The 22,580-nt window shown below is 36.5% G+C and carries 12 protein-coding genes; 10 read left to right on the forward strand and 2 right to left on the reverse strand.

The genetic code is table 11. The annotated features are described in order from the left end of the window. Positions 1-483: 483 nt before the first annotated feature. From GR162_RS13610 to GR162_RS13630, 5 genes are all read left to right on the forward strand, one after another. On the forward strand, positions 484-10,893 hold the full coding sequence (locus GR162_RS13610; RefSeq protein WP_160782622.1) for a gliding motility-associated C-terminal domain-containing protein: 10,410 nt from the start codon (positions 484-486) through the stop codon (positions 10,891-10,893). 47 nt (positions 10,894-10,940) lie between these two features. After that, on the forward strand, positions 10,941-11,873 hold the full coding sequence (locus GR162_RS13615; protein WP_160782623.1) for a type IX secretion system membrane protein PorP/SprF: 933 nt from the start codon (positions 10,941-10,943) through the stop codon (positions 11,871-11,873). Between the two features lie 11 nt (positions 11,874-11,884). Then, positions 11,885-13,822, forward strand: a complete 1,938-nt coding sequence (locus GR162_RS13620; protein WP_160782624.1) for an OmpA family protein — start codon at positions 11,885-11,887, stop codon at positions 13,820-13,822. A 243-nt stretch (positions 13,823-14,065) separates the two neighbouring features. Further along, a complete protein-coding gene (ligA, locus tag GR162_RS13625) occupies positions 14,066-16,069 on the forward strand; it encodes an NAD-dependent DNA ligase LigA (RefSeq protein WP_160782625.1) in 2,004 nt (667 codons plus the stop codon). Then, positions 16,059-16,751: a hypothetical protein gene (locus GR162_RS13630; protein ID WP_160782626.1), complete on the forward strand. Its 693-nt coding sequence runs from the start codon at positions 16,059-16,061 to the stop codon at positions 16,749-16,751. Before ligA ends, GR162_RS13630 begins: the two co-directional genes overlap by 11 nt. Here GR162_RS13630 and GR162_RS13635 read toward each other — a convergent pair. Both GR162_RS13635 and GR162_RS13640 read right to left on the reverse strand, forming a co-directional pair. Then, a complete protein-coding gene (locus GR162_RS13635; protein ID WP_160782627.1) occupies positions 16,738-17,649 on the reverse strand; it encodes a bifunctional UDP-sugar hydrolase/5'-nucleotidase in 912 nt (303 codons plus the stop codon). The two genes, GR162_RS13630 and GR162_RS13635, sit on opposite strands and share 14 nt — an antisense overlap. 168 nt (positions 17,650-17,817) lie before the next feature. Then, entirely contained in the window at positions 17,818-18,597 is a 780-nt protein-coding gene (locus GR162_RS13640; RefSeq protein WP_160782628.1) for a 5'-nucleotidase C-terminal domain-containing protein, read from the reverse strand. Positions 18,598-18,644: 47 nt separating this feature from the next. On the opposite strand from GR162_RS13640, the gene GR162_RS13645 reads away from it, so the two are divergent. From GR162_RS13645 to coaBC, 5 genes are all read left to right on the forward strand, one after another. Next, a complete protein-coding gene (locus tag GR162_RS13645; protein WP_160782629.1) occupies positions 18,645-19,157 on the forward strand; it encodes a hypothetical protein in 513 nt (170 codons plus the stop codon). 15 nt (positions 19,158-19,172) lie between these two features. Beyond that, positions 19,173-20,054 (forward strand): 4-hydroxy-tetrahydrodipicolinate synthase, encoded by an 882-nt coding sequence (gene dapA, locus GR162_RS13650; RefSeq protein WP_160782630.1) that lies wholly within the window; start codon positions 19,173-19,175, stop codon positions 20,052-20,054. 137 nt (positions 20,055-20,191) lie between these two features. After that, positions 20,192-20,986 carry an outer membrane protein assembly factor BamD gene (locus GR162_RS13655; protein ID WP_160782631.1) on the forward strand — a complete coding sequence of 265 codons (795 nt, stop codon included), beginning with the start codon at positions 20,192-20,194 and terminating at the stop codon, positions 20,984-20,986. Between the two features lie 9 nt (positions 20,987-20,995). After that, a complete protein-coding gene (locus GR162_RS13660) occupies positions 20,996-21,313 on the forward strand; it encodes a DNA-directed RNA polymerase subunit omega (protein ID WP_008463064.1) in 318 nt (105 codons plus the stop codon). 7 nt (positions 21,314-21,320) lie between these two features. After that, positions 21,321-22,541, forward strand: coding sequence for a bifunctional phosphopantothenoylcysteine decarboxylase/phosphopantothenate--cysteine ligase CoaBC (gene coaBC, locus GR162_RS13665; protein ID WP_160782632.1), 1,221 nt, complete (start codon positions 21,321-21,323; stop codon positions 22,539-22,541). Positions 22,542-22,580: the final 39 nt, after the last annotated feature.

Consider the following 22,580-nt stretch of genomic DNA (forward strand, 5'->3'; position numbering starts at 1 on the left):
TTTGGTGTGCTGTCTTATAATTACCCCATTGGGTGTGCCAATTATAAGGAGCAATAATTTTATTGGATATACTGAAGATTCTAATCAAGCTTACAGCTTGATATTTTAGGAAAGACTAATCAACTTTCTCTAAAAAATGAATTGGCCATATATATAGAATTCCCCAGTTCTACTTCAACTTAAAAATTTTCATTATGAAAATTATACCTACAACAAATCACTCCTCTGGGAAAACTGACAACAATCATTTTTCCTGAAAAAGCGGAACTTATTTTGTCTCAAAGAGATCGAATTTGTTCTCCGGTATATTTTGGTATACCGAATTCAGCATAATTTTTTTTATTAAAACAGAGTTTAACAGCTTTTTTATGAGTTGCTGTATTTTGTTTTAACTGTTTGATTTTTAATTGATTGTTTAATTGCGTAGGTGCTTGCACTTACTGCGAGAGGTGTTTTATTGTCCATTTTCTAATCTTCCAAATTATGAAAAAAAAATTTACTTTTTGTAATCTCATTCCTCAAATGAGATTATTAGGACTTTTAACTTTATTCTTGATATGCACTAATGCATTCTCTCAGACTATTTGTAGACCTGTGTCTCAGACAAATAGTGCGGGAGGAGGGCTTTTGTGTTTAGGAGTTGATGTTAATAGTCCCGCCAATGCTTTTGATAGCGATGGCTTATCCACTTATGCGACCTTATCAAATGGTGTCGCAGTAGCTGGGTGTTTTGCAGAAGAAACAATGACTTTAAACCAAACGGCCCGAGCTGGTGATCAAGTTGCAATATACATTGGTACTGGCAACGGATTGCTTGATTTAAGTTTGTTATCAAATGCAACAGTTCAGGCTAAAAATTCTGGAACCAATGTAGGTTCAAGTGTGGCTTTAAATAGTCCGCTTTTGAATTTGAGTTTGTTAAGCGGCAATACTGTTGCCGTTGCAAAATTTCCTATTACGGGTGATACCAACCAAATTCAAATTCAAGTTGGAGGAGGTTTGTTAGCTCTTCTAACAAGCTTAAGAGTTTACGATGTTAGACTGGAATTTGCGCAGCCAACTGTCTCAGGTGGTTTAACACAGACTGTTTGTGCTGGAGCTCCCATAACTCTTACGGCTACACCAGCAGCAGGTACCACTCTAACGTGGTATAATTCCGAATTTTCTACTACTGCTTTAGCAGTGGGAAATACATATACAACACCTGCCTTAACATCAAATACGACATATTATATAGGAATAACTAGAGCTGCAGGTTGCGAAGGAAATGTTCGTGTGCCAGTGGTTTTAAATGTTTCTAATCCAGTTGCACCTGCAATTAGTAACACAGGACTTACCGTTTGTTCTACAGGATCTACACAACAGACTACTTTGTCAGTCGTAAATGCTGTTCCAGGAACAACTTATTCTTGGTATGCTGCTTCAAATGGAGGCACCGCATTAGCAACAGGTACAACTTATTCGCCAACTGTTCCTTTAGGAACTACTCCATTTTTTGTGGAAGGTTCTATAGGAAGTTGTGTTAGCCCGACTCGTACTCAAGTTAATGTTGTTTCTACAGCAGTTCCAGCCACACCTACGGTCTTGACACAAAGTGTAACAATTCAATCTGGTCAGAATGCAACTTTAAATGCCACAACTTCAGAAGTTGGAGCACAATTAAATTGGTATGAAACGGCTACTGGCGGAACAGCAGTTGCGACAAATACAGCTACTTTTACAACGCCAATTTTAACAGCTACGAAAACCTATTATGTTGAAGCGCAAAGTCCAAATGGAAATTGTGTAAGTGCAACTAGAGTACCGGTTACTGTAACAGTTCAGCCAGCTTCACTAATGGGCTGTCTTGAAGCAGGAAGTCAGCAGATTGCTCAAAACGGTTTGTGTTTATTATGTAGTTCTGCAAATCCGAATTTTTCTGTAGATGGAAATACGGCAACTGCAACTCGATTAACTGTTCCAGTTGGATTGGTGAATGGCTATATTCAGCAGACATTACAATTTAATAATCCGGGAAAAGCTGGAGATATTGTTGACGTTGAATTAGAATTGCCAGGAGGTTTAGCTGACGTACAGTTATTAAGCGCAGTTAGTTTAGCAACATATAATGGATTAACTTATAATAATGATCGAGTTGCTATAAATAATCCTCTTATTACTTTGCAATTATTAAGTGGCAATAGATTTAGAGCAAGCGTTATAGCGGGAGCCAATTTTGATCGGGTAGAGATTCGACTAGGAGGTCTAGCAACAGTTTTGACAAGCGTAGATATTTATCAGGTTGCATATAGATACAAAGCACCTACTATAACTGGAGATACAACTATTTGCAGCGGATCAAGCACGACTTTGACAGCAGCATTAGCAGTAGGAGAAACTGTAAATTGGTATAGTACTGCCACAGGAGGAGCTTCATTAGCTTCTACAGCTGCATTTACAACTCCAGCTTTAACAGCGCCAACGACTTATTACGTTGAGGTTACAAGAAATGGCTGTGTAAATAGCGAAAGAAATCCAGTTCAAGTATTAATTGATAATCCTGTATTGCCTACTGTTACTGCATCGCCTACAACTATTTGTAGTGGTCAGACTACGACTTTAACTGTCCAAGCACCTGTTGCTGGTACTACATATAATTGGTACGATGCTGCCACAGGCGGAACTTTACTATTTACAGGTAATTCTTTTACGACTCCTGTATTAACTGTCAATACATCTTATTTTGTAGAAGCTGCTATTGGTGCATGTACAACGCCAACACGCACAGCAGTAAATTTGACTGTAAGTCCAATACCTGCAACACCAACTTTTACATCATCTAATGTAATTATTCAGTCTGGTCAAAGTGCTACATTGACTATTGCAAATCCAGTTGCTGGAGTAAGATACAATTGGTTTGATGCGGCAACAAATGGAAATCTAGTGGCTAGTAATGTTACTTCCTTTACGACTCCAATATTAACAAGTAATCAAACTTATTATGTAGAGGCTTCTAGTATAGCTACTGATTGTGCTAATACTGCAAGAGGTGCTGTAACGGTTACTGTAATAGCTAGTGCAAGCACATGTTTGCAAGCTAGCTCTCAAACATCATCAAATGATGGTATATTATGCGTCTTATGTGCACCCACTAATCCAAATCTAGCTGTTGATGGCGATATCACAACTTTTTCACAGCTTAGTGTGCCAGTTGGTGTGGGCGCATATCTGCAACAGCAATTAATTTTTGCAACTCCAGGTTTGGCAGGAGATATCATCGATGTCGATTTAGAAGTTCCAGGAGGGCTTTTAGATATAGGGGCATTATCTAATGTTACTCTTGCAACTTATAATGGCGCCACTTATAATAATGACAGAACAGCGGTAAATGGCGGATTGTTAAGCATTCAATTATTATTTGGAAATAAATTTAAAGCTAGTTTTACTGCAACAGCACCGTTTGATCGTATAGAAGTGCGATTGGGAGGTACTGCAACTTTATTAAGTAATTTATATATTTACCAAGCAGCTTATAGATATCCAAATGCTACAATTACTGGAGCATCAACACCAATTTGTGCTGGGCAAACAGCTAATTTATCTGCAAATTCATCAGGAGGAGAAACTTATGTATGGTATGATGCTCCAACTGGCGGAAATATTGTAGCTGTAGCTCCTACAGCCGCTTTAACAGCTAATACTACATATTACTTAGAAACGACTCGTGGGACTTGTGTTAACAGCTTGCGTCAAGCAGTTACAGTTAATGTTTTACCAATTCCAACTGCAACGGATATTGTTATTACAAGTCCTGTTGAAGCTACTTGTGCAGGAACAGCTGTCTTAGCTCCGTCTTCAGCTATAGCTGGTGTTCAGTTTAAATATTATACAGATCAAAATAAAACTACGGAAATTGTAGATGGAAGTATAATTGCGGGAGTAACATTTGCGAAAGACGCTCTAACTGGAGTTCTTTCATTAAGCGGTTTAAATGCCACTGGGGCTCCTTATAATTACTATATCTCTGCATTAAATGGTGGTACTTGTGAAAACGTGAACGGAGATTTAAAACAAGTGACAATTAATTTTCCTTCAACAACACCTTTAACAGTTATCACGACTCCACTGCAAGCTTGTGGAAGCGCTAATTTGGTAAATGCAATCACTAATTTTGATTCGACAGGAGCCACTACTTATACTTTTTATGATCCTTCAAATAATGTTATAACTGCCGATGCAGCTGCAAATATTACAGTAAGCGGAGTTTATTCTATAGAAGCGCAAAGTGCAACAAGTACTTGTCCTTCAGCTAGACAATCTGTAACGGTAACAATTAATGCATTACCAAGCTTGACAGTAACTACTCCACAAGAATCTGTAAACGTAGGAACAGATGTTCCGTTAAATGCAGTTTCTTCGGGAACAATTACATGGTTTAATCCACAAGGAAATCCAATTGCTGGGCCTCCATTTACAACTGGCCCATTAAATATTCCAGGGGTTTATACTTATACAGCTGTTGCAAGTGACGGAATTTGTACTACAACCGCAACTAAAATAATCAATGTAATTGATCTTACAAGCTGTCAAAACTTAACAGAACGAGTTTATGCTTCTGCACAATCTCAAGGTTCCATAATCACTGGAGGTGTTTCAAACGGTGCGAATGCTGTTGACGGAAATCCTCAAACATTCTCAACCATTACAACAGGATTAGGGCTTTTGGGTGTTGGGACAACATGGCAGAATTTAACTTGGTCAGCTCCTATTGCTAAAGGTACTCCAGTAACGGTTAAATTAGGTTCTGAATATAGTTTATTGGCTGTTGGCCAGAATTTATCAGTAGTAGGAACTATTGGAGGAACTCCTATAGGAGCAATGCAGCCTGTTTCTGGGTCATTGTTAAATTTGCTTTCAGGAGATAACACGTATGAATTTACCTTTGTTCCTTCAGATGCATCTGGACCACAAGATTATGATGGTATTCGTATTCAATCAGCTTCACTTTTAAGTGTTGCTCAAAATACAAAAGTATTTGATGCTCATTATAATAAACCAGTTACAGCAGTAACTTGTACTTCAGGAGATATTCAGGATGTTTTTTATGGTGCAACAGATTTAGGAATCGGAGCGGCAACTGCTTTGGTAGGAGTAAGTGATGCTTGGAATATTGCTGACAATGATGTAACTACTTTCGCAACAATGTATAGCGGGGCAGGAGTTTTGGCAGCTGCAGATTTGACCGTGCAATTTAAAACGCCTTCTGTTCTTAGTGATACATTAAGAATTGTGGTTTCGAAACCAGGAACTCTTTTAAGTGTTAATGCACTTACAGGGTTTTCAATTCAACGTTATTTAGGAAATGTGGCAGTTGGTGCTCCAATTCAAAATACAAGTACATTATTAAGTATAAAATTATTGCCAGGAAATTCTTTGGCAATGGTTTTAGTATCTTCTCCAACAGAAATTTACGATAGAGTAAGAATTCGTTTAGGAGGTGTTGCAGGTGTATTAGATTTCTTGAGAGTTCATACTGTACAAAGAACAGCCAATACAACTGTCATTGGTACAGATCCACAGAATAAAATTACGGTCTGTCCAGGATCCGATATTACGCTCCAAATTCCTGAAGTGGCTTGCTCAACTTATCGATGGTACGACGCAGAAACAGGAGGAAACTTAGTTGCAAGCGGACCAACCTTTACGTTGCCAGATAACTTAACTGCAGGAATCTACAGATATTACGTTCAGCCAGTACGTTATGGTTGTGAAAATTACGCAAGAGGAGAAGTTACTGTAGAAGTGAAAGCTTCTGCTCCAGTAAACGCTTTAACAGATATTACTTTAAACGGAGGAACAGCAACTTCAGTTTGTTCTGCTTCTGGAACTGTAACTTTAGCAACAAGCTTAAGCGGAACGCCAGTTTTAACAAATCCTGTTTACCATTGGTATCGTTTTGATGGAACGACTAGTCAGTTAATTCCAGGTGAAACGACTGCACAGTTGGTAGTAAACGGATTGGCTCCGGGAACTTATACTTATTTTGTTGGAGTGAGTTCAGATGAATTTTGTGAAACCGCAGCAGCGGACAGAAAACAAATTACATTCACAATTTTACCTCCTTCAACAGTAAATGATATTTTGGTTGATGACGTGACAATTTGTAATGGTGTTCCAGCATCCTTAACTCCATCGGCGCCAACATTAACTAGTCCAGTATTCACTTGGTACTTAGATGCTAATAAAACACAGCCAATTACAAATGGATCTGTGATAGCAGGAGTTACTTATGCAATAGATGCTGCTGGTGTATTAACCGCTACTGGTTTAACAAAAGCAGTAAGTCCGATAACATATTATGTAGCTGTTGCAAGTACGAATACCTGTGAAAATTTAGCAGGAACATTGCAAGACGCGGTAATTATTGTTAGTGATCCAAATACGCCAACAACTACAAACAGTACTCAGAATTTCTGTTTGTCTTCTGCATCAACAGTTGCAAATATTCAAGTAAATGAAAGCAATGTGGTTTGGTATGATGCCGCTACAGGCGGAACAGCATTTGCTCTAGCAGATCTATTGGTAAGCAGGATTTACTACGGAGCTGTTACAGATGCGCTTACAGGCTGTGAGAGTTCGGTAAGATTGGCAGTAACGGTAAATGTAAACGATCCTGGAACTCCAACATTAGTAACGGCAGGAACACAGAACTTCTGTTTGGCTAATGCTCCAACATTTGCAAGCATTCAGACAAATCCAACTAACGTTGTTTGGTATACGGCTCTAACAGGCGGCACATTGATTCCATCTACAACAGCTTTAACAACAGGACAGTATTTTGCAGCAATTTCAGACCCAGCTACAGGCTGCGAAAGCGCTGCAAGATTAACGGTTGATGTAATTGTAAGCGATCCGGGAACTCCAACATTAGTGACTGCAGGAACACAAAATTTCTGTTTGGCTAATGCTCCGACATTCGCAAGCATCCAAACTAATGAAACCAATATTGTTTGGTATACGGCTTTAAACGGAGGAACATTGATTCCATCTACAACAGCTTTAACAACAGGCCAATATTTTGCAGCAATTTCAGATCCAGCGACAGGCTGCGAAAGCGCTGCAAGACTGACAGTTGATGTAATTGTAAACGATCCTGGAACACCGACTTTGGTAACAGCAGGAACACAAAACTTCTGTTTGGCTAATGCTCCGACATTCGCAAGCATCCAAACTAATGAAACTAACATTGTTTGGTACACGGCTTTAACAGGCGGGACATTGATTCCATCTACTACGGCTCTAACAACAGGGCAATATTTTGCAGCAATCTCAGATCCGACAACAGGCTGCGAAAGCGCTGCAAGATTGACAGTTGATGTGATTGTAAGCGATCCTGGAACTCCAACATTGGTGACTGCGGGAGTGCAAAACTTCTGTTTGGCAAATGCGCCGACATTTGCAAGCATTCAGACAAATGAAACCAACATAGTTTGGTATACAGCCATAACGGGCGGAACGCTGATTCCATCTACTACAGCTTTGACAACAGGACAATATTTTGCCGCAATCTCAGATCCTACGACAGGCTGTGAGAGCGCTTCAAGATTAACGGTTGATGTGATTGTAAGCGATCCGGGAACTCCAACTTTAGTAACAGCAGGAACACAAAATTTCTGTTTGGCTAATGCTCCGACATTTGCAAGCATCCAAACTAATGAAACTAACATTGTTTGGTACACGGCTTTAACAGGCGGAACAGTAATTGCTCCAACAACAGCTTTAACAACAGGCCAATATTTTGCAGCAATTTCAGATCCAGCGACTGGCTGCGAAAGTGCTGCAAGACTGACAGTTGATGTAATTGTAAACGATCCTGGAACACCGACTTTGGTAACAGTAGGAACACAAAACTTCTGTTTGGCTAATGCTCCGACATTCACAAGCATCCAAACTAATGAAACAAACATTGTTTGGTACACGGCTTTAACAGGCGGAACAGTAATTGCTCCAACAACAGCTCTAACAACAGGGCAATATTTTGCAGCAATTTCAGATCCAGCGACAGGCTGCGAAAGCGCCGCAAGACTGACAGTTGATGTAATTGTAAGCGATCCGGGAACACCGACTTTAGTAACCGCAGGAACACAAAACTTCTGTTTAGTGAATGCGCCTACTTTTGCGAGCGTTCAATTTAATCAAGCGAATATTGTTTGGTATACGGCTCTAACAGGCGGAACATTGATTCCATCTACAACAGCTTTAACAACAGGACAGTATTTTGCAGCAATTTCAGATCCAGCGACAGGCTGCGAAAGCACGACAAGATTAACGGTTGATGTAATTGTAAGCGATCCGGGAACACCGACTTTAGTGACAGCAGGAACACAAAATTTCTGTAAAGAAGACCTTCCAACATTTGCTAGTATTCAGACTAATCCAGCCAATGTTGTTTGGTACGATGCCTTGACAGGCGGAACATTGATTCCATCAGCAACAGCTTTAGCAACAGGCCAATATTTTGCAGCAATCTCAGATCCAACAACAGGCTGTGAGAGCGCTTTAAGATTGACGGTTGATGTGATTGTAAACGATCCGGGAACACCGACTTTAGTCACGGCAGGAACGCAAAACTTCTGTGCAGTAAATGCTCCTACATTTGCGAGTGTTCAATTCAACCAGACTAATATTGTTTGGTATGATGCTCTGACAGGAGGAAATGTTATAGCGCCGACAACAGCTTTAACAAGTGGTACCTATTATGCTGCTTTGACAGATGCTGGAACAGGTTGCGAAAGCGCCTCAAGATTAACAGTTGACGTAATTGTAAGTGATCCAGGAACACCAACTTTAGTAACAGCAGGAACACAAAATTTCTGCACAGTAAATGCTCCAACATTTGCAAGCGTCCAATTCAATCAGACTAACATTGTTTGGTATGATGCACTGAATGGAGGAAATGTTATAGCGTCTACTACGACTTTAACAAGTGGTACATATTATGCAGCATTAAGAGATCCGGCAACAGGTTGCGAGAGCAATTTAAGATTGACAGTTGTTATTAATGTAACAGATCCAGCTACACCAACAACAAATGCTGCAGCACAAACTTTCTGTACAGCAACAAATCCGACAGTTGCTAATATTCAAGTGAATGAAAGCAATGTAGTTTGGTACACAACTCAAACTGGTGGAACTGCTTTAGCTTCGACAGCTGCATTAACAACAGCTACTTACTTTGGAGCAATTAAAGATCCAGCAACAGGATGCGAAAGTAGCGTGAGATTGCAAGTCGCTGTAACGGTTGGTAATACAATAAATCCAACAACAAACAATGCAGCACAGACTTTCTGTTCTGCTAATGCACCAACTATTGCAAATATTCAAGTAAATGAAAGCAATGTAACATGGTTTACAGCTTCAACTGGAGGAACTGCTATTCCTGCAGGAACAGCGCTTACTTCTGGAGTATATTTTGGAAGTATTGTTGATCCAGCAGGTTGTGAAAGCTCAACTCGTCTTCAGGTAACGGTAACAGTAGTAGATCCGAGCCCTACGCCAACTACAGCTAATACAACTCAAAACTTCTGTACTTTAAATTCGCCTACGGTGGCAAATATTCAAGTAAACGAAGCAAATGTGGTTTGGTATAGCACAGCTGCGGGAGGAACTGCAATTCCACCAACAACAGCTCTTGCGACAGGTACTTATTATGGAGCGGTTTCAAGCGCTATAGGTTGTGAAAATCCAACAAGATTAGCTGTTACGGTAAATGTAAATTCACCAAGTGTGATTACAACACCAAGAACCACACAGACATTCTGTTTGTCTGCTTTGCCAACATTAGCTAATATTTTGGTAAACGAACCAAATGTGGTTTGGTATGCTTCTGCAACTGGCGGAGCACCATTAGCAAATAATACTCCGCTTACCGCAACGACTTACTATGCAGGATCATTAGCCAATACATTTAATAGCTGCGATAACGGACCAAGATTAGGAATTACCATTGCATTTGAAAATGATGCTGCAGTTCAACTTACTTCTACAGACGATACTCCATGTGTATTCAAAGGTGTAACGTATTCAATTGCAAATGGTAAATCTAATTATGTATGGACTATTAACGGAGGTACTATTATCTCAGGTGGAGGTACAAACGATGGATCTGTAACCGTTTCTTGGTCAGACATTGGACCAGGAACTGTAACCGTAGCTTATATTAACAATTGTGACGAAAGAACAATGAAGACTTTAAATGTTACTGTAGCAAGTTGTTCAGATCTAACGATTACTCATACAGTTGATAATCCAACTCCAAATTTTGGTGATCAAGTAACCTTTACTATTACAGTAAACAATGTGGGAGAAGGTGATTTCATAAATACTATTGTAAGTGATTTACTTCCTAGCGGTTTGCAATTAGTTAGTTCATCTGCAACATCAGGAACATATGATCCAGCGACGCAGCTTTGGACAATACCAACGCTAAATGCAGGTCAGAGTGTAGTATTAACAATTGTTGCAGAAGTATTGCCAAACGGTAATTATACAAGTGTAGCAACTGTAGAAACTTCAACTCCTTTAGATGTTGATGCTTCAAACAATTCAGCTTCAGTTACATTAGAACCAATTTGTTTGACGGTTTACAATGAGTTTACTCCAAATAATGATGGTAAAAATGATTTGTTCAGAATAGACTGTATTGAGTCTTATCCGAACAACGAGCTGAGAGTATTTAACAGATACGGAGCGTTAGTGTATAGTAAAGCACATTATGAAAATGATTGGAACGGAACAGCAAATGTTTCTGGTGTAGTTAATAGAGGAGATATGCTGCCAACAGGTACTTATTTTTATGTGATAACCATTGGAGATGGAACGGTTAAAAAAGGCTGGTTGTCTATCATGAGATAACCCACTTCTATTAATCATCTAATTAATTAAACTAAATAAGTATCGTTATGAAACTATATATAAAATCATTAGAAACATATTTCATTTTAATATGTTCTTTTATTACGGTTTGCGCTTCGGCACAACAAGATCCCGAATATACGCAGTATATGTATAACACTATGGCGGTAAATCCAGCGTATGCTGGATCTACCGGAACCATAGAGGCAGCACTTTTATATCGTTCGCAATGGGTAGGAATGCCAGGCGCTCCAGAAACACAATCTTTTTCAGTTCATTCTCCACTTAGAAATGAAAAACTAGGAGTAGGTTTAAGCGTTGTAAATGATAAAATTGGGCCTTCAAATGAGCTGTATCTGGATGGAAATTTCTCTTATTCAATACCTCTTGGCTACGAACAAAGATTGGCGTTTGGTGTTAAAGCAGGTACTAGGATGTTAAACATCGACTGGTCTAAAGGGAGATATTACGATGATGATGATGTTTTGTTAAATCAGAACATTAACAATCAGATGAAATTAGCAGTAGGAGCAGGGATTTACTATTATACAGAAAAGTGGTATGTAGGATTTTCTATTCCGAGTTTTATTCAGAATGATTACTATGACGATGTTCGCGAATCTATTGATTATGATCGTATGCATTACTATTTAATGGGAGGTTATGTTTTTGATTTGAATCCAAATTTGAAATTTAAACCAGCATTTTTAGTGAAAGCAGTAAGCGGGGCTCCCATCACTGCAGATATATCAGCAAATTTCATGATTCAAGAAAAGTTTGTTATAGGAGGAGCGTATCGAACAGATGATTCGATAGCTATACTGGCAGGTTTTCAAATTTCACCAAGTTTCTTTCTCGGATATTCTTTTGATTACACTGTAAGCGAATTGAACAAATACAACGATGGTTCTCACGAATTCATCTTGCGTTATCAATTTGTGCAAAAACAAAGTAAAATTAAATCTCCTCGATTCTTCTAAAAACAAAACTTATGAGAAAACTATATATCCTATGTTTAATTTTGAGCGTTACGTTTAGTTTCGCTCAAAAAACTAACTTAAAGAAAGCTGATGCTTTGTTTAGAAGCTTTTCTTATGTGGATGCTTCCAAAGCTTACGAAGAATGTTTGCAAAACATAAAAGATCCATCAGCGCAGACTTTGAAGAATGCGGCAGATTCCTATTATTTTATTTCTGATTCTAGAAATGCACTAAAATGGTACAAAAAATTATATGAAGTGCAGGGAAATAATCTGACTGATATTTACTATTTGCGTTACATCCAATCCATGAAAGCGGTTATGGATTATGATGAAGCAGATAAAATCACAAAAGAATATCTGAATAAAAAAGGTGATAAAGCAGAAATTAACCGATATGTTGCCCAAAAGAAATACATGGACAGCGTTGCAAAGGCAAAACCTCTTTATACGATTAAAAACTTGGATATCAATACCAGTAAATCAGATTTTGGAGCAACATTTTTCAAAGATAACATAGTATTTACGTCGGCTCGCGATACGACAAAGTTTAGTGAGAAATTGTATACTTGGAACAATCAGCCTTTTCTAAATCTGTATATCGCAGAAAGAAATCCGGCAGATGGAAGTTTATTCAACGAAACGGTTTTTCTTCCGAATGTAATGACTAAATATCACGAAGCAACCGCAAGTTTTGACAATCAGGGAAAAACGATTTATTATTCGACCAATATTGTAAAGAAAAACAAATTGGTAGTTGACGAGGCTAGAGTAAATAATTTTCAGATTGTAAAAGGATCCATCGTCAACAATAAATTAGAAAATCCAGAAAAAGTATTTTTTGACAGTGACGATTATTCTGTAGGACATCCATCGTTAAGCGAAGATGGAAAATTGCTTTTCTTTGCCTCAGACATGCCAGGCGGACAAGGAGAAACCGATTTGTACATGGTAAAAATTGCGGCAGACGGCACAATGAGTTCGCCTCAGAATCTCGGCCCTAATATTAATACTATTGGGAATGAGGTGTTTCCATTCTTTCAAAACGGAGTTTTATATTTTTCTTCTGATGGACATTACGGCTGGGGAGATTTAGATGTTTATGAAAGCAAGCTTCAGGCAGATGGAACTTTTTCAGTACCAAAAAACCTTGGAGCGCCCATCAATAGCAACAAAGACGATTTTTCTTTTATCATTGACAAAACAGATGCTTATGGTTATTTTTCTTCAAATAGAGAAGGAGGAAAAGGAGATGATGACATTTATTCTTTCGTAAAAGGAAAACCAGTTTGCAACCAAAGCATTTCTGGAATGGCAATAGATCGTAAAACGAAAAAGCCTTTGACAGATGTGACTATAATGGCGTACAACTCTTTTAGCGAAGTTTTAGGCGAAACCAAAACAAATTTTGATGGGAAATATGCTATAGAAGTTCCTTGCAACAAAGTAATCAAAATGATTGCTGCGAAACCAAATTACAGCAGCGATGACAAAACTGTCGAAACCACCGATCAAAATGGAGACGAAATAAAAGATGTAAATTTTGAATTGAGCAATTATGATGATTTGGTTGTTAAAAAACAAGGAGTAGAAAAAGTAGATGTAAATCCAATTTATTTTGACTACGACAAGTATAACATTACACCAAAAGCAATTGAAGAATTATCTAAGGTTGTGTTCATCATGCAGAAATTCCCAAACATCAGAATCAAGATTGAATCTCATACCGATTCTCGCGGAAAAGATTCGTACAATTTGAAACTTTCAGACAATAGAGCAAAATCAACGCGAGATTATATTCTTTCGCAAGGCATAGATGCTTCTAGAATTGAAAGTGCTATTGGATACGGAGAAACCCGTTTAATTAATAAATGTAAAAATGGTGTAAAATGTTCTGAAGAAGAGCATCTCTTAAATAGACGTTCAGACTTTATCATTATTCAAAAATAATTTTATATTTTCTCTGCAAGATATTGGTTTTCAGTTAAAAATATAAAACGTCGAAACCATTTGGAAGTTGGTTTTTTTTAATTCTTTTTTAAGAATAATGGACAAGGAGAAAATCAGACTGCATGAATTTGCAGTCTGATTTTTGATTTCTAAAACTTTTATTTTTTCTGCATAGGAACAAAAATAAATTCTAATTTTGATATTCAGTTTTTCATCACAATAATCTGCAATATTTTACAATTTATGAGCATTCAAGAGACTATTCAAGCATTACGAAATGAACTTAATCAGCATAACTATAATTATTATGCGTTAGACAATGCCACAATTTCAGATTATGAATTTGATATTAAGCTGAAAGAACTTCAGGATTTAGAAAATAAACATCCAGAGTTTTTTGACGAAAATTCACCAACGCAGCGAGTTGGAGGAGCCGTTACCAAAAATTTTAAAACAATTGCACATCAATACAGAATGTACTCTTTAGACAATTCGTATTCTAAAGAAGATCTTTTAGATTGGGAAAACCGCATTCAGAGAGTTTTAGGAAACGTACAATTGCAGTATACCTGTGAATTAAAGTACGATGGAGCTTCAATAAGCATTACGTATGAAAATGGAAAATTAGTCCAAGCTTTAACACGTGGAGACGGTTTTCAAGGAGATGAGGTAACAACCAATATAAAAACTATAAAATCGGTTCCTTTGCGTTTGAAAGGAAATTATCCGGATAAATTTGATATTCGAGGCGAAATAATTCTGCCATTTGCTGGTTTTGAAAAGATGAATCAGGAATTAATAGAGATTGGTGAAACACCTTATTCAAATCCAAGAAACACAGCTTCAGGAAGTTTGAAATTGCAAGACAGCGCTGAGGTTGCCAAACGTCCGCTGGAGTGTCTTCTTTATTTTGTAACAGGGAATAATTTGCCATTCAAGACTCAATATGAAGGATTGGAACTGGCTAGAAGCTGGGGTTTTAAAGTGCCTATGGAAGCAAAACTAGTCAACAGTATGGATGAGGTTTTTGACTTTATTGATCATTGGGATACTCACCGCCATAATTTACCTTATGAAACGGATGGAGTTGTGATAAAGGTCAATAGTATTCAGCATCAGGAAGAATTAGGTTATACAGCAAAATCACCACGTTGGGCAATTGCTTACAAATTCAAATCAGAACAAGTTTCAACTGTATTAAAATCAATTTCGTATCAAGTCGGAAGAACGGGAGCTATAACACCAGTGGCGAATTTGGAGCCTGTACAGCTTGCAGGAACAATTGTAAAAAGAGCTTCTCTTCATAATGCTGATCAGATAGAAAAATTAGACATCAGAATAAACGATACTGTTTTTGTTGAAAAAGGAGGAGAAATCATTCCAAAAATCATTGCAGTAGATTTAGAAAAACGTCCTGAAAATTCAGAACCAACCCATTATATTGCGTATTGTCCAGAATGCCATACAGAATTGGTTCGAAATGTTGGTGAAGCGAACCATTATTGTCCTAATTTCTACGGATGTCCTCCGCAGATTATCGGAAGAGTGCAGCATTATATTTCAAGAAAAGCAATGGATATTGAAGGCCTTGGAGGCGAAACGGTTGCATTGTTATTTAAAAATGGTATGGTGCATAATTATGCAGATTTGTATGAATTGAAAGTTGAGAATATTCTCCATCTAGAAAGAATGGCTCAGAAATCAGCAGAAAATTTGGTAAATGGTGTTCAGAAATCAAAAGAAATTCCATTTGAGAGCGTATTGTTTGCGCTTGGAATCCGTTATGTTGGGGAAACTGTAGCTAAAAAACTAGCGAAACATTATAAAAATATCGATGCATTGGCTCAAGCCTCTCTAATGGATCTAGTCTTGGTTGATGAAATCGGAGAAAGAATAGCTAAAAGCGTTGTCGAATTCTTCGAAAATGAAGAAAACCGAAAAATTATTGAACGTTTAAAAAGTTATGGAATTCAATTTGAAATTGAAGAAAAAATAAACCCAAATGCTACTGATAAATTTGTTGGAAAAACTTTTGTGGTTTCTGGCGTTTTTAGTCAATTTTCTAGAGACGAGCTAAAGAAAACCATCGAAGATAATGGAGGAAAGGTAGGAAGCTCAATTTCTGCAAAAACAGATTTTGTAGTGGCAGGAGATAATATGGGGCCAGCAAAACTGGAAAAAGCAACAAAACTGAACATCCCTATATTATCAGAAGAAGATTTTATAAACAAACTGAATGAAGCTTAATAAACCGTCATTAATTTTGTTCTTTTTTGCCTTGTTGTGTACAATTATTTTTGATTGGACTCAGCAAGAAGTTTTTGCGACATACTCAAAAGCGATTGTTCTTCCTGCTATTTTTATTTATTATTTAATTAGCAGTGAGTTCGAAATAAAAAAAACAGAAGGTGTCATTTTTCTCTTTTGTTTTGTTGGACAAGTTTATGATTTGATGGATGTAGAAAGTTCCGAACTAGGAGGAGTGCTTTGCTTTCTGGTGGTCTATAGCTTAATTGTTACCTTATTTATTAGGGAACATGAACGGATAAAACTAACTAAACGAGATATTTTGCCAATTTCTATTGTAGTTGTTTTTATAGTGTATTTATTGATTTCTGTTTTGAGTCTGCAGCTTGACAGTATGAGAAAATTTATTTGGATTTACACTGTATACGGAATTGTTCTGAGTATATTAAGCTATTTCTGCTTCGTAAGCTACATCACAAAAGGAACGCATATCGCTTTATTGATGTCGCTCATGGCAATAAGCTACATCTTCTCTGATATCTTTTATATTTTTAATGAATATTTCTCGTATTCGGTCGTTCTAGTCCTAATACGAGATACAACTCAAATTCTAGCTTATTTCTTTATGGTAGAATACTTTTTAGAAAAAGCTAGAATTCAAAAAAAGACTACACTACAATAGTGGCGCTTTGATTGGTATGAGCTTTATCTTTGTCAAAATAGAAATCGATACGGCCTAAATTGATTCCGTAGCATCCTACTTGATTTACTAAGACATCTTTTCCAGCTTTATTTTTTACAACAGTAGGTTTGTCTAAGAAGGTGTGAGTATGGCCTCCAATAATAAGATCTATATCCTGAGTTTGTGCAGCAAATGTCAAATCACTTATTTTAGTTGGCTCATCTTTGTATTTGTAGCCTAAGTGTGAAAGACAAATTACTAAATCGCATTTTTGTTCTTGTTTTAAAAGTTTTGTCATATCCTGAGCAACTTCAACAGGATTATTATAAACCGTTTCTAAGTATAATTTTTTGTCTACTAAACCTTGAAGTTCAATTCCAACACCAAAAACACCAACTTTAATTCCGTTTTTGTTAAAGATTTTGTACGGTTTAACATGTCCGTCCATAACCGTATTTTTAAAATCGTAGTTAGAATTGATAAAGTCAAAAGTCGCGTGCGGAAGCTGTGCATATAAACCGTCAAGACCATTGTCAAAATCGTGGTTTCCAATTGTTGAAGCATCATATTTCATCATGCTCATGAGTTTAAATTCCAATTCACCCCCATAATAATTAAAGTATGGTGTTCCTTGAAAAATATCTCCAGCATCTAGCAAAAGAACATTAGGATTTTCTTTACGGATAGTTTCAATCAAAGCTGCACGACGAGAAACACCGCCTTTATTAGGATTACGCGGATCATCAGCAGGAAATGGGTCAATGTGGCTGTGCACATCATTCGTATGTAGAATTGTTAGATGCTTAATATCGTTACTTTCAAAACTGCTCAAAGACAATCCTAAACTTAGTAGGGCAGTACTTGCTGCTGTTTTTTCGATAAACTCTCTTCTTTTCATTTTATATATTTTTTTGCCAGAGGCGCTATGTCGTTTTTTTTTTTTTTTTTTTTTTAGCCACCAATTTCACAAATTTACACGAATTGGTTTTTCAATCATTTAAAAATTTGTGCAAATTTGTGTAATTGCTTCGCCTGTTCGCTATCGCTCGAGTCGCGACAAACTCTTTTATTCTTCTGTTATTCTGATATTTTTTGGAGCAACAACTGTGTCTACCTCTTTAAAATAGTCAATCAGAACATCTCTAAGTTTGTAGTTTAAGTCAAACTTTTGAGTGCTTTTTGCAAAGAAAGTCATGCTGTCTCCGCCATTTGCCAAATAATCGTTTGTAGCAACATAATACGTTTTGTTTAGATCAAGCGGTTTACCTTGAACCATAATATCTTTTGCTTTGTTGTCTTTTGTAATAGTAAACGTCATTCCAGACAACGGTTGAGGTTTTTTCTCTTTAATAATATAAGAAGCAATATCTAAGAGCTGATCTCCTTTTAGAGCCATCACAACCAAACTGTTTTCAAACGGCATAATTTCAAAAGCTGTTCTAGTTGTAACATTTCCTTTAGGAAGAATAGCGCGAATACCGCCATGATTCAGAAGGCATACATCAATATCTTTCTTTTCGCGAGCATTAAAAACGATGTTTCCTCTTTGCACACAAACATCTGCCATTAAGCTTCCAATCCCAGTTTGCCACTTTCCTGTGCTTTTGTCAAGAGTTTCAGGGCAATACGCCAATACATTATCCAAATCCTTATTAATGTGATCGCGATAAGGTTTAATAAAATTTTCAATTTCAGTAGTTTCGCCAGTCTTTTCAGTAACTGGAAGTTGTTTTCCTTCAATTTTCGTTAGATTGTAGTTTTTCGTACCACAAGAAGAGATTGAAAAAAGTGTTAAGAATATAACAAAAAGTTTTAAAAATCCGTTATACTTTTTTAGTTTTACCATTTTAAATGCAACTTAAATAATTAATTTTGTAATCTGGTAAAAGTACTATGTTTTTGAATTATATAAAGGAGTTTTTTGTAAAAAAATCATTAAATGTTAATTTAAATAATGAAAAAAGCGAAGTATTTACTAAAAACGTTCAAACAATTGGTTTATTGATAGATGAGAGCACTTTTGAATATTCAGAAGCCGTAATAAAAGAGTTAGTGCTCCACGGAATTGCTTTAGAAAATATAAAAGTTCTTGCCTACAAAGAAAAATTTAAGGAAAAAGAAGCCTATTCGCGTCCAACTTTTGGTAAAAAACACATCAATTGGAACGGAGAAATTACAGAAGGTTTCTTAAATGAATTTATAAATTCAGAATTTGATCTTTTGCTAAGTTACTACGATATTGAAAATGTTTTTTTAATGTTGGTAACCAGCAATTCAAAAGCTAAATTTAAAGTCGGATTTTCCGCTGTAGATCAAAATCTGAACCGATTGACAATTAGTACAGAATTAGGAAACTATAAACTATTCATTTCGGAATTGTTTCGGTATTTAAAAAATATAAAATAAATTTTAATTAATAATATGCAATCATTAATAGGTACGGGTGTTGCGCTTGTAACGCCATTTAAAAAAGATTTTTCTGTTGACATCGAAGCTTTACAGCGTATTGTAAACTTTTCTATAGATGGTGGAGTGGAGTATCTTGTTGTGATGGGAACAACAGCTGAAAATGCAACCCTTACAGCAGAGGAGAAAGAATTGGTTATAAAAACTGTAATCGATGTGAATAAGGGAAGACTGCCTCTAGTTTTAGGAGTTGGAGGTAATAATACTATGCAGATTGTAGAAGAGTTAAAAACAAGAGATTTTTCTGCTTTTGAAGCGATATTATCTGTTTCTCCATATTATAATAAACCTACTCAGGAAGGAATTTATCAGCACTTTAAAGCAATTGCTGAAGCTTCTCCAGTTCCTGTAATCCTATATAATGTTCCAGGAAGAACGGCAAGCAACATGCTTCCTTCGACAGTGGTGCGTTTGGCTAACGATTTTAAAAATGTTGTAGCAATTAAAGAAGCAGCAGGAGATATGGCTCAGGCAATGCAGATTATTAAAAATGCTCCGAAAGATTTCTTGGTGATTTCTGGAGATGATATGCTGGCGCTTCCAATCGTTTTAGCGGGTGGAGCAGGAGTTATTTCTGTAATCGGACAAGGTTTTCCTAAAGAATTTTCAGAAATGATTCGTTTAGGATTGAATAAAAAAGCAGCAGACGCTTTCAAAACACATTACTTTTTATCAGACAGTATCGATATGATTTTTGAGCAGGGCAATCCAGCTGGAATCAAACAAATTTTCCAAGCACTTGGAATTGCTGAGAATACTGTTCGTCTTCCATTAGTATCTGTTGATGATTCTCTGGCAACAAGACTTAATGAGTTTGTAAAAAACAGCATTAAATAATTGTTAAAGTGTTAGTATTTTAAGATACTAAAAAATTATTTTGCAGTAGCTAAATTAATAACTAAATTTGCCACCGAAACTTCGGTGCAATTTCACTTTGGCATAATTGTCTGAGAGATTGTAATAACAGTAAGAAAATGAAAAAAATACTATCGCTATTAATTGTTGTAACTCTTTTTTATTCTTGTGGAGAATATCAAAAAGCGTTGAAAAATGAAGATGTTGCAGCAAAATTTGAAATGGCAACAAAAATGTATGATGCCGGTAAATATAATAAAGCGATTCGTCTTTTTGAGCAATTAGCCACTTCTTACCGAGGAAAACCTCAGGCAGAAAAGCTATTTTACATGTTTTCGCAATCGTATTACAAAACAAAACAATATTATCTAGCTGGTTATCAGTTTGAAGCATTTGTTTCGGGTTATCCAAGAAGTGAAAAAGTACAGGAAGCTGCGTTTTTAGGAGCATATAGCTATTCTAAATTATCGCCAGTTTACAGTTTAGATCAAGCTGATACCGTAAAAGCATTAGAAAAATTACAGGCTTTTATTGATAATTATCCAAACTCAGAATACATTCCTCAAGCAAACGAGGCTGTGCAAAAACTGAACGGAAAATTAGAGAAAAAAGCATATGAAAATGCTAAAGGATACAATACAATTTCAGATTATAAATCGGCAATAATAGCTTTTGATAACTTTATAGCTGATTTTCCTGGAACGCCTTTAAAAGAAGATGCATTGTTTTATAAATACGATTCAGCATATCAATTGGCAATTAACAGTGTTCCTTCAAAAATGGAAGAGCGTCTGCATGTTGCGCAAACTGCTTATGCTAATCTATTGAAGTTTAAAAGCGATACAAAATACAAAGAAAAGGCAGACGAAATGAATGCCAGAGTTGAAACAGATTTACAAAAATTTACTAAATAAAATAAAGTCATGGATTTAAAAAAGACGAATGCTCCTGTAAACACAATAACTTACAACAAAACAGTTATTGAAGAGCCAACAGGAAATGTGTATGAGGCAATTACCATTATGGCTAAAAGAGCAAATCAAATTAATTCAGAGATTAAAAAAGAATTGACTGAAAAATTAGAAGAGTTTGCTACTTATAATGATAGTCTAGAAGAAGTTTTTGAAAATAAAGAACAAATTGAAGTTTCTAAATTTTACGAAAAATTACCAAAACCACACGCTTTAGCCGTTCAAGAATGGTTAGACGGTAAAACTTACCACAGAAGTTCAAACAAATAATAGTACAATGTCAGTTTTAAACGGGAAAAAGATTTTACTGGGTGTTTCCGGTGGAATTGCAGCCTATAAAACAGCCACTTTAGTACGACTTTTTATAAAAGCAGGTGCACATGTCCAAGTGATCATGACACCTGCTTCTAAGGATTTTGTAACTCCACTTACATTATCTACCTTATCAAAAAAACCAGTACATTCAAGTTTCTTTAATCAAGATGATGAAGATGAGGTGTGGAACAATCATGTAGAATTGGCTCTTTGGGCAGATTTTATGCTGGTTGCGCCTGCTACTGCAAATACTTTGTCTAAAATGGCGACGGGAAATTGCGATAATCTTTTAATTGCTACCTATTTATCGGCAAAATGTCCAGTTTATTTTGCGCCTGCAATGGACTTGGATATGTACAAGCACCCTTCAACTTTATCGAGTTTTACTGCATTAAAACAGTATGGAAACATTATGATTCCTGCTGAAAGCGGAGAATTGGCTAGCGGTTTGTCTGGAGAAGGCCGAATGGCTGAACCTGAAAATATTGTTGCTTTTCTTGAAGCTGATTTAGAAAGTAAGTTGCCGCTAAAAGGAAAAAAAATACTTGTTACTGCTGGTCCAACATACGAAGCTATAGATCCTGTGCGTTTTATTGGAAATCATTCTTCTGGTAAAATGGGATTTGATATTGCCAATGAAGCGGCGAGCTTAGGAGCAGAAGTGTTTTTGATTGCAGGTCCGACTCATTTAAAAGCTAAAAATAGTCTAATAAAAGCGGTCAATGTTGTTTCAGCTCAAGAAATGTATGATGCTTGTCATTTGTATTTTAATGAAGTTGATGCGGCAATTGCAGCTGCAGCTGTTGCAGACTACAGACCTAAATTTGTTGCAGATCAGAAAATTAAGAAAACCACAGAAGAATTTTCAATAGAGCTGGAAAAAACAAAAGACATACTGTCTTCTTTGGGGGCCATCAAAAAAAATCAGTTTTTAATTGGATTTGCTTTAGAAACCGAAAATGAAATTGAAAATGCTAAGTTGAAAATTCAGAAAAAAAACTTAGATTTGATTGTTCTAAATTCCTTACAAGATAAAGGTGCCGGTTTTAAGAAAGATACCAATAAAGTAACGTTTATTGATAAGAATTTTGAAATTGAGCCAATGGAATTGAAATCAAAAGAATCTGTAGCGGCTGATATTTTGAATAAGGTTATTCAGCATTTTTCAAAATCATCAATTTAAAATATACGCCGGAAACATAATTTGGAAGCAATTTATGTT

Source organism: Flavobacterium sp. HBTb2-11-1, from assembly GCF_009826975.1.
GTDB lineage: Bacteria > Bacteroidota > Bacteroidia > Flavobacteriales > Flavobacteriaceae > Flavobacterium.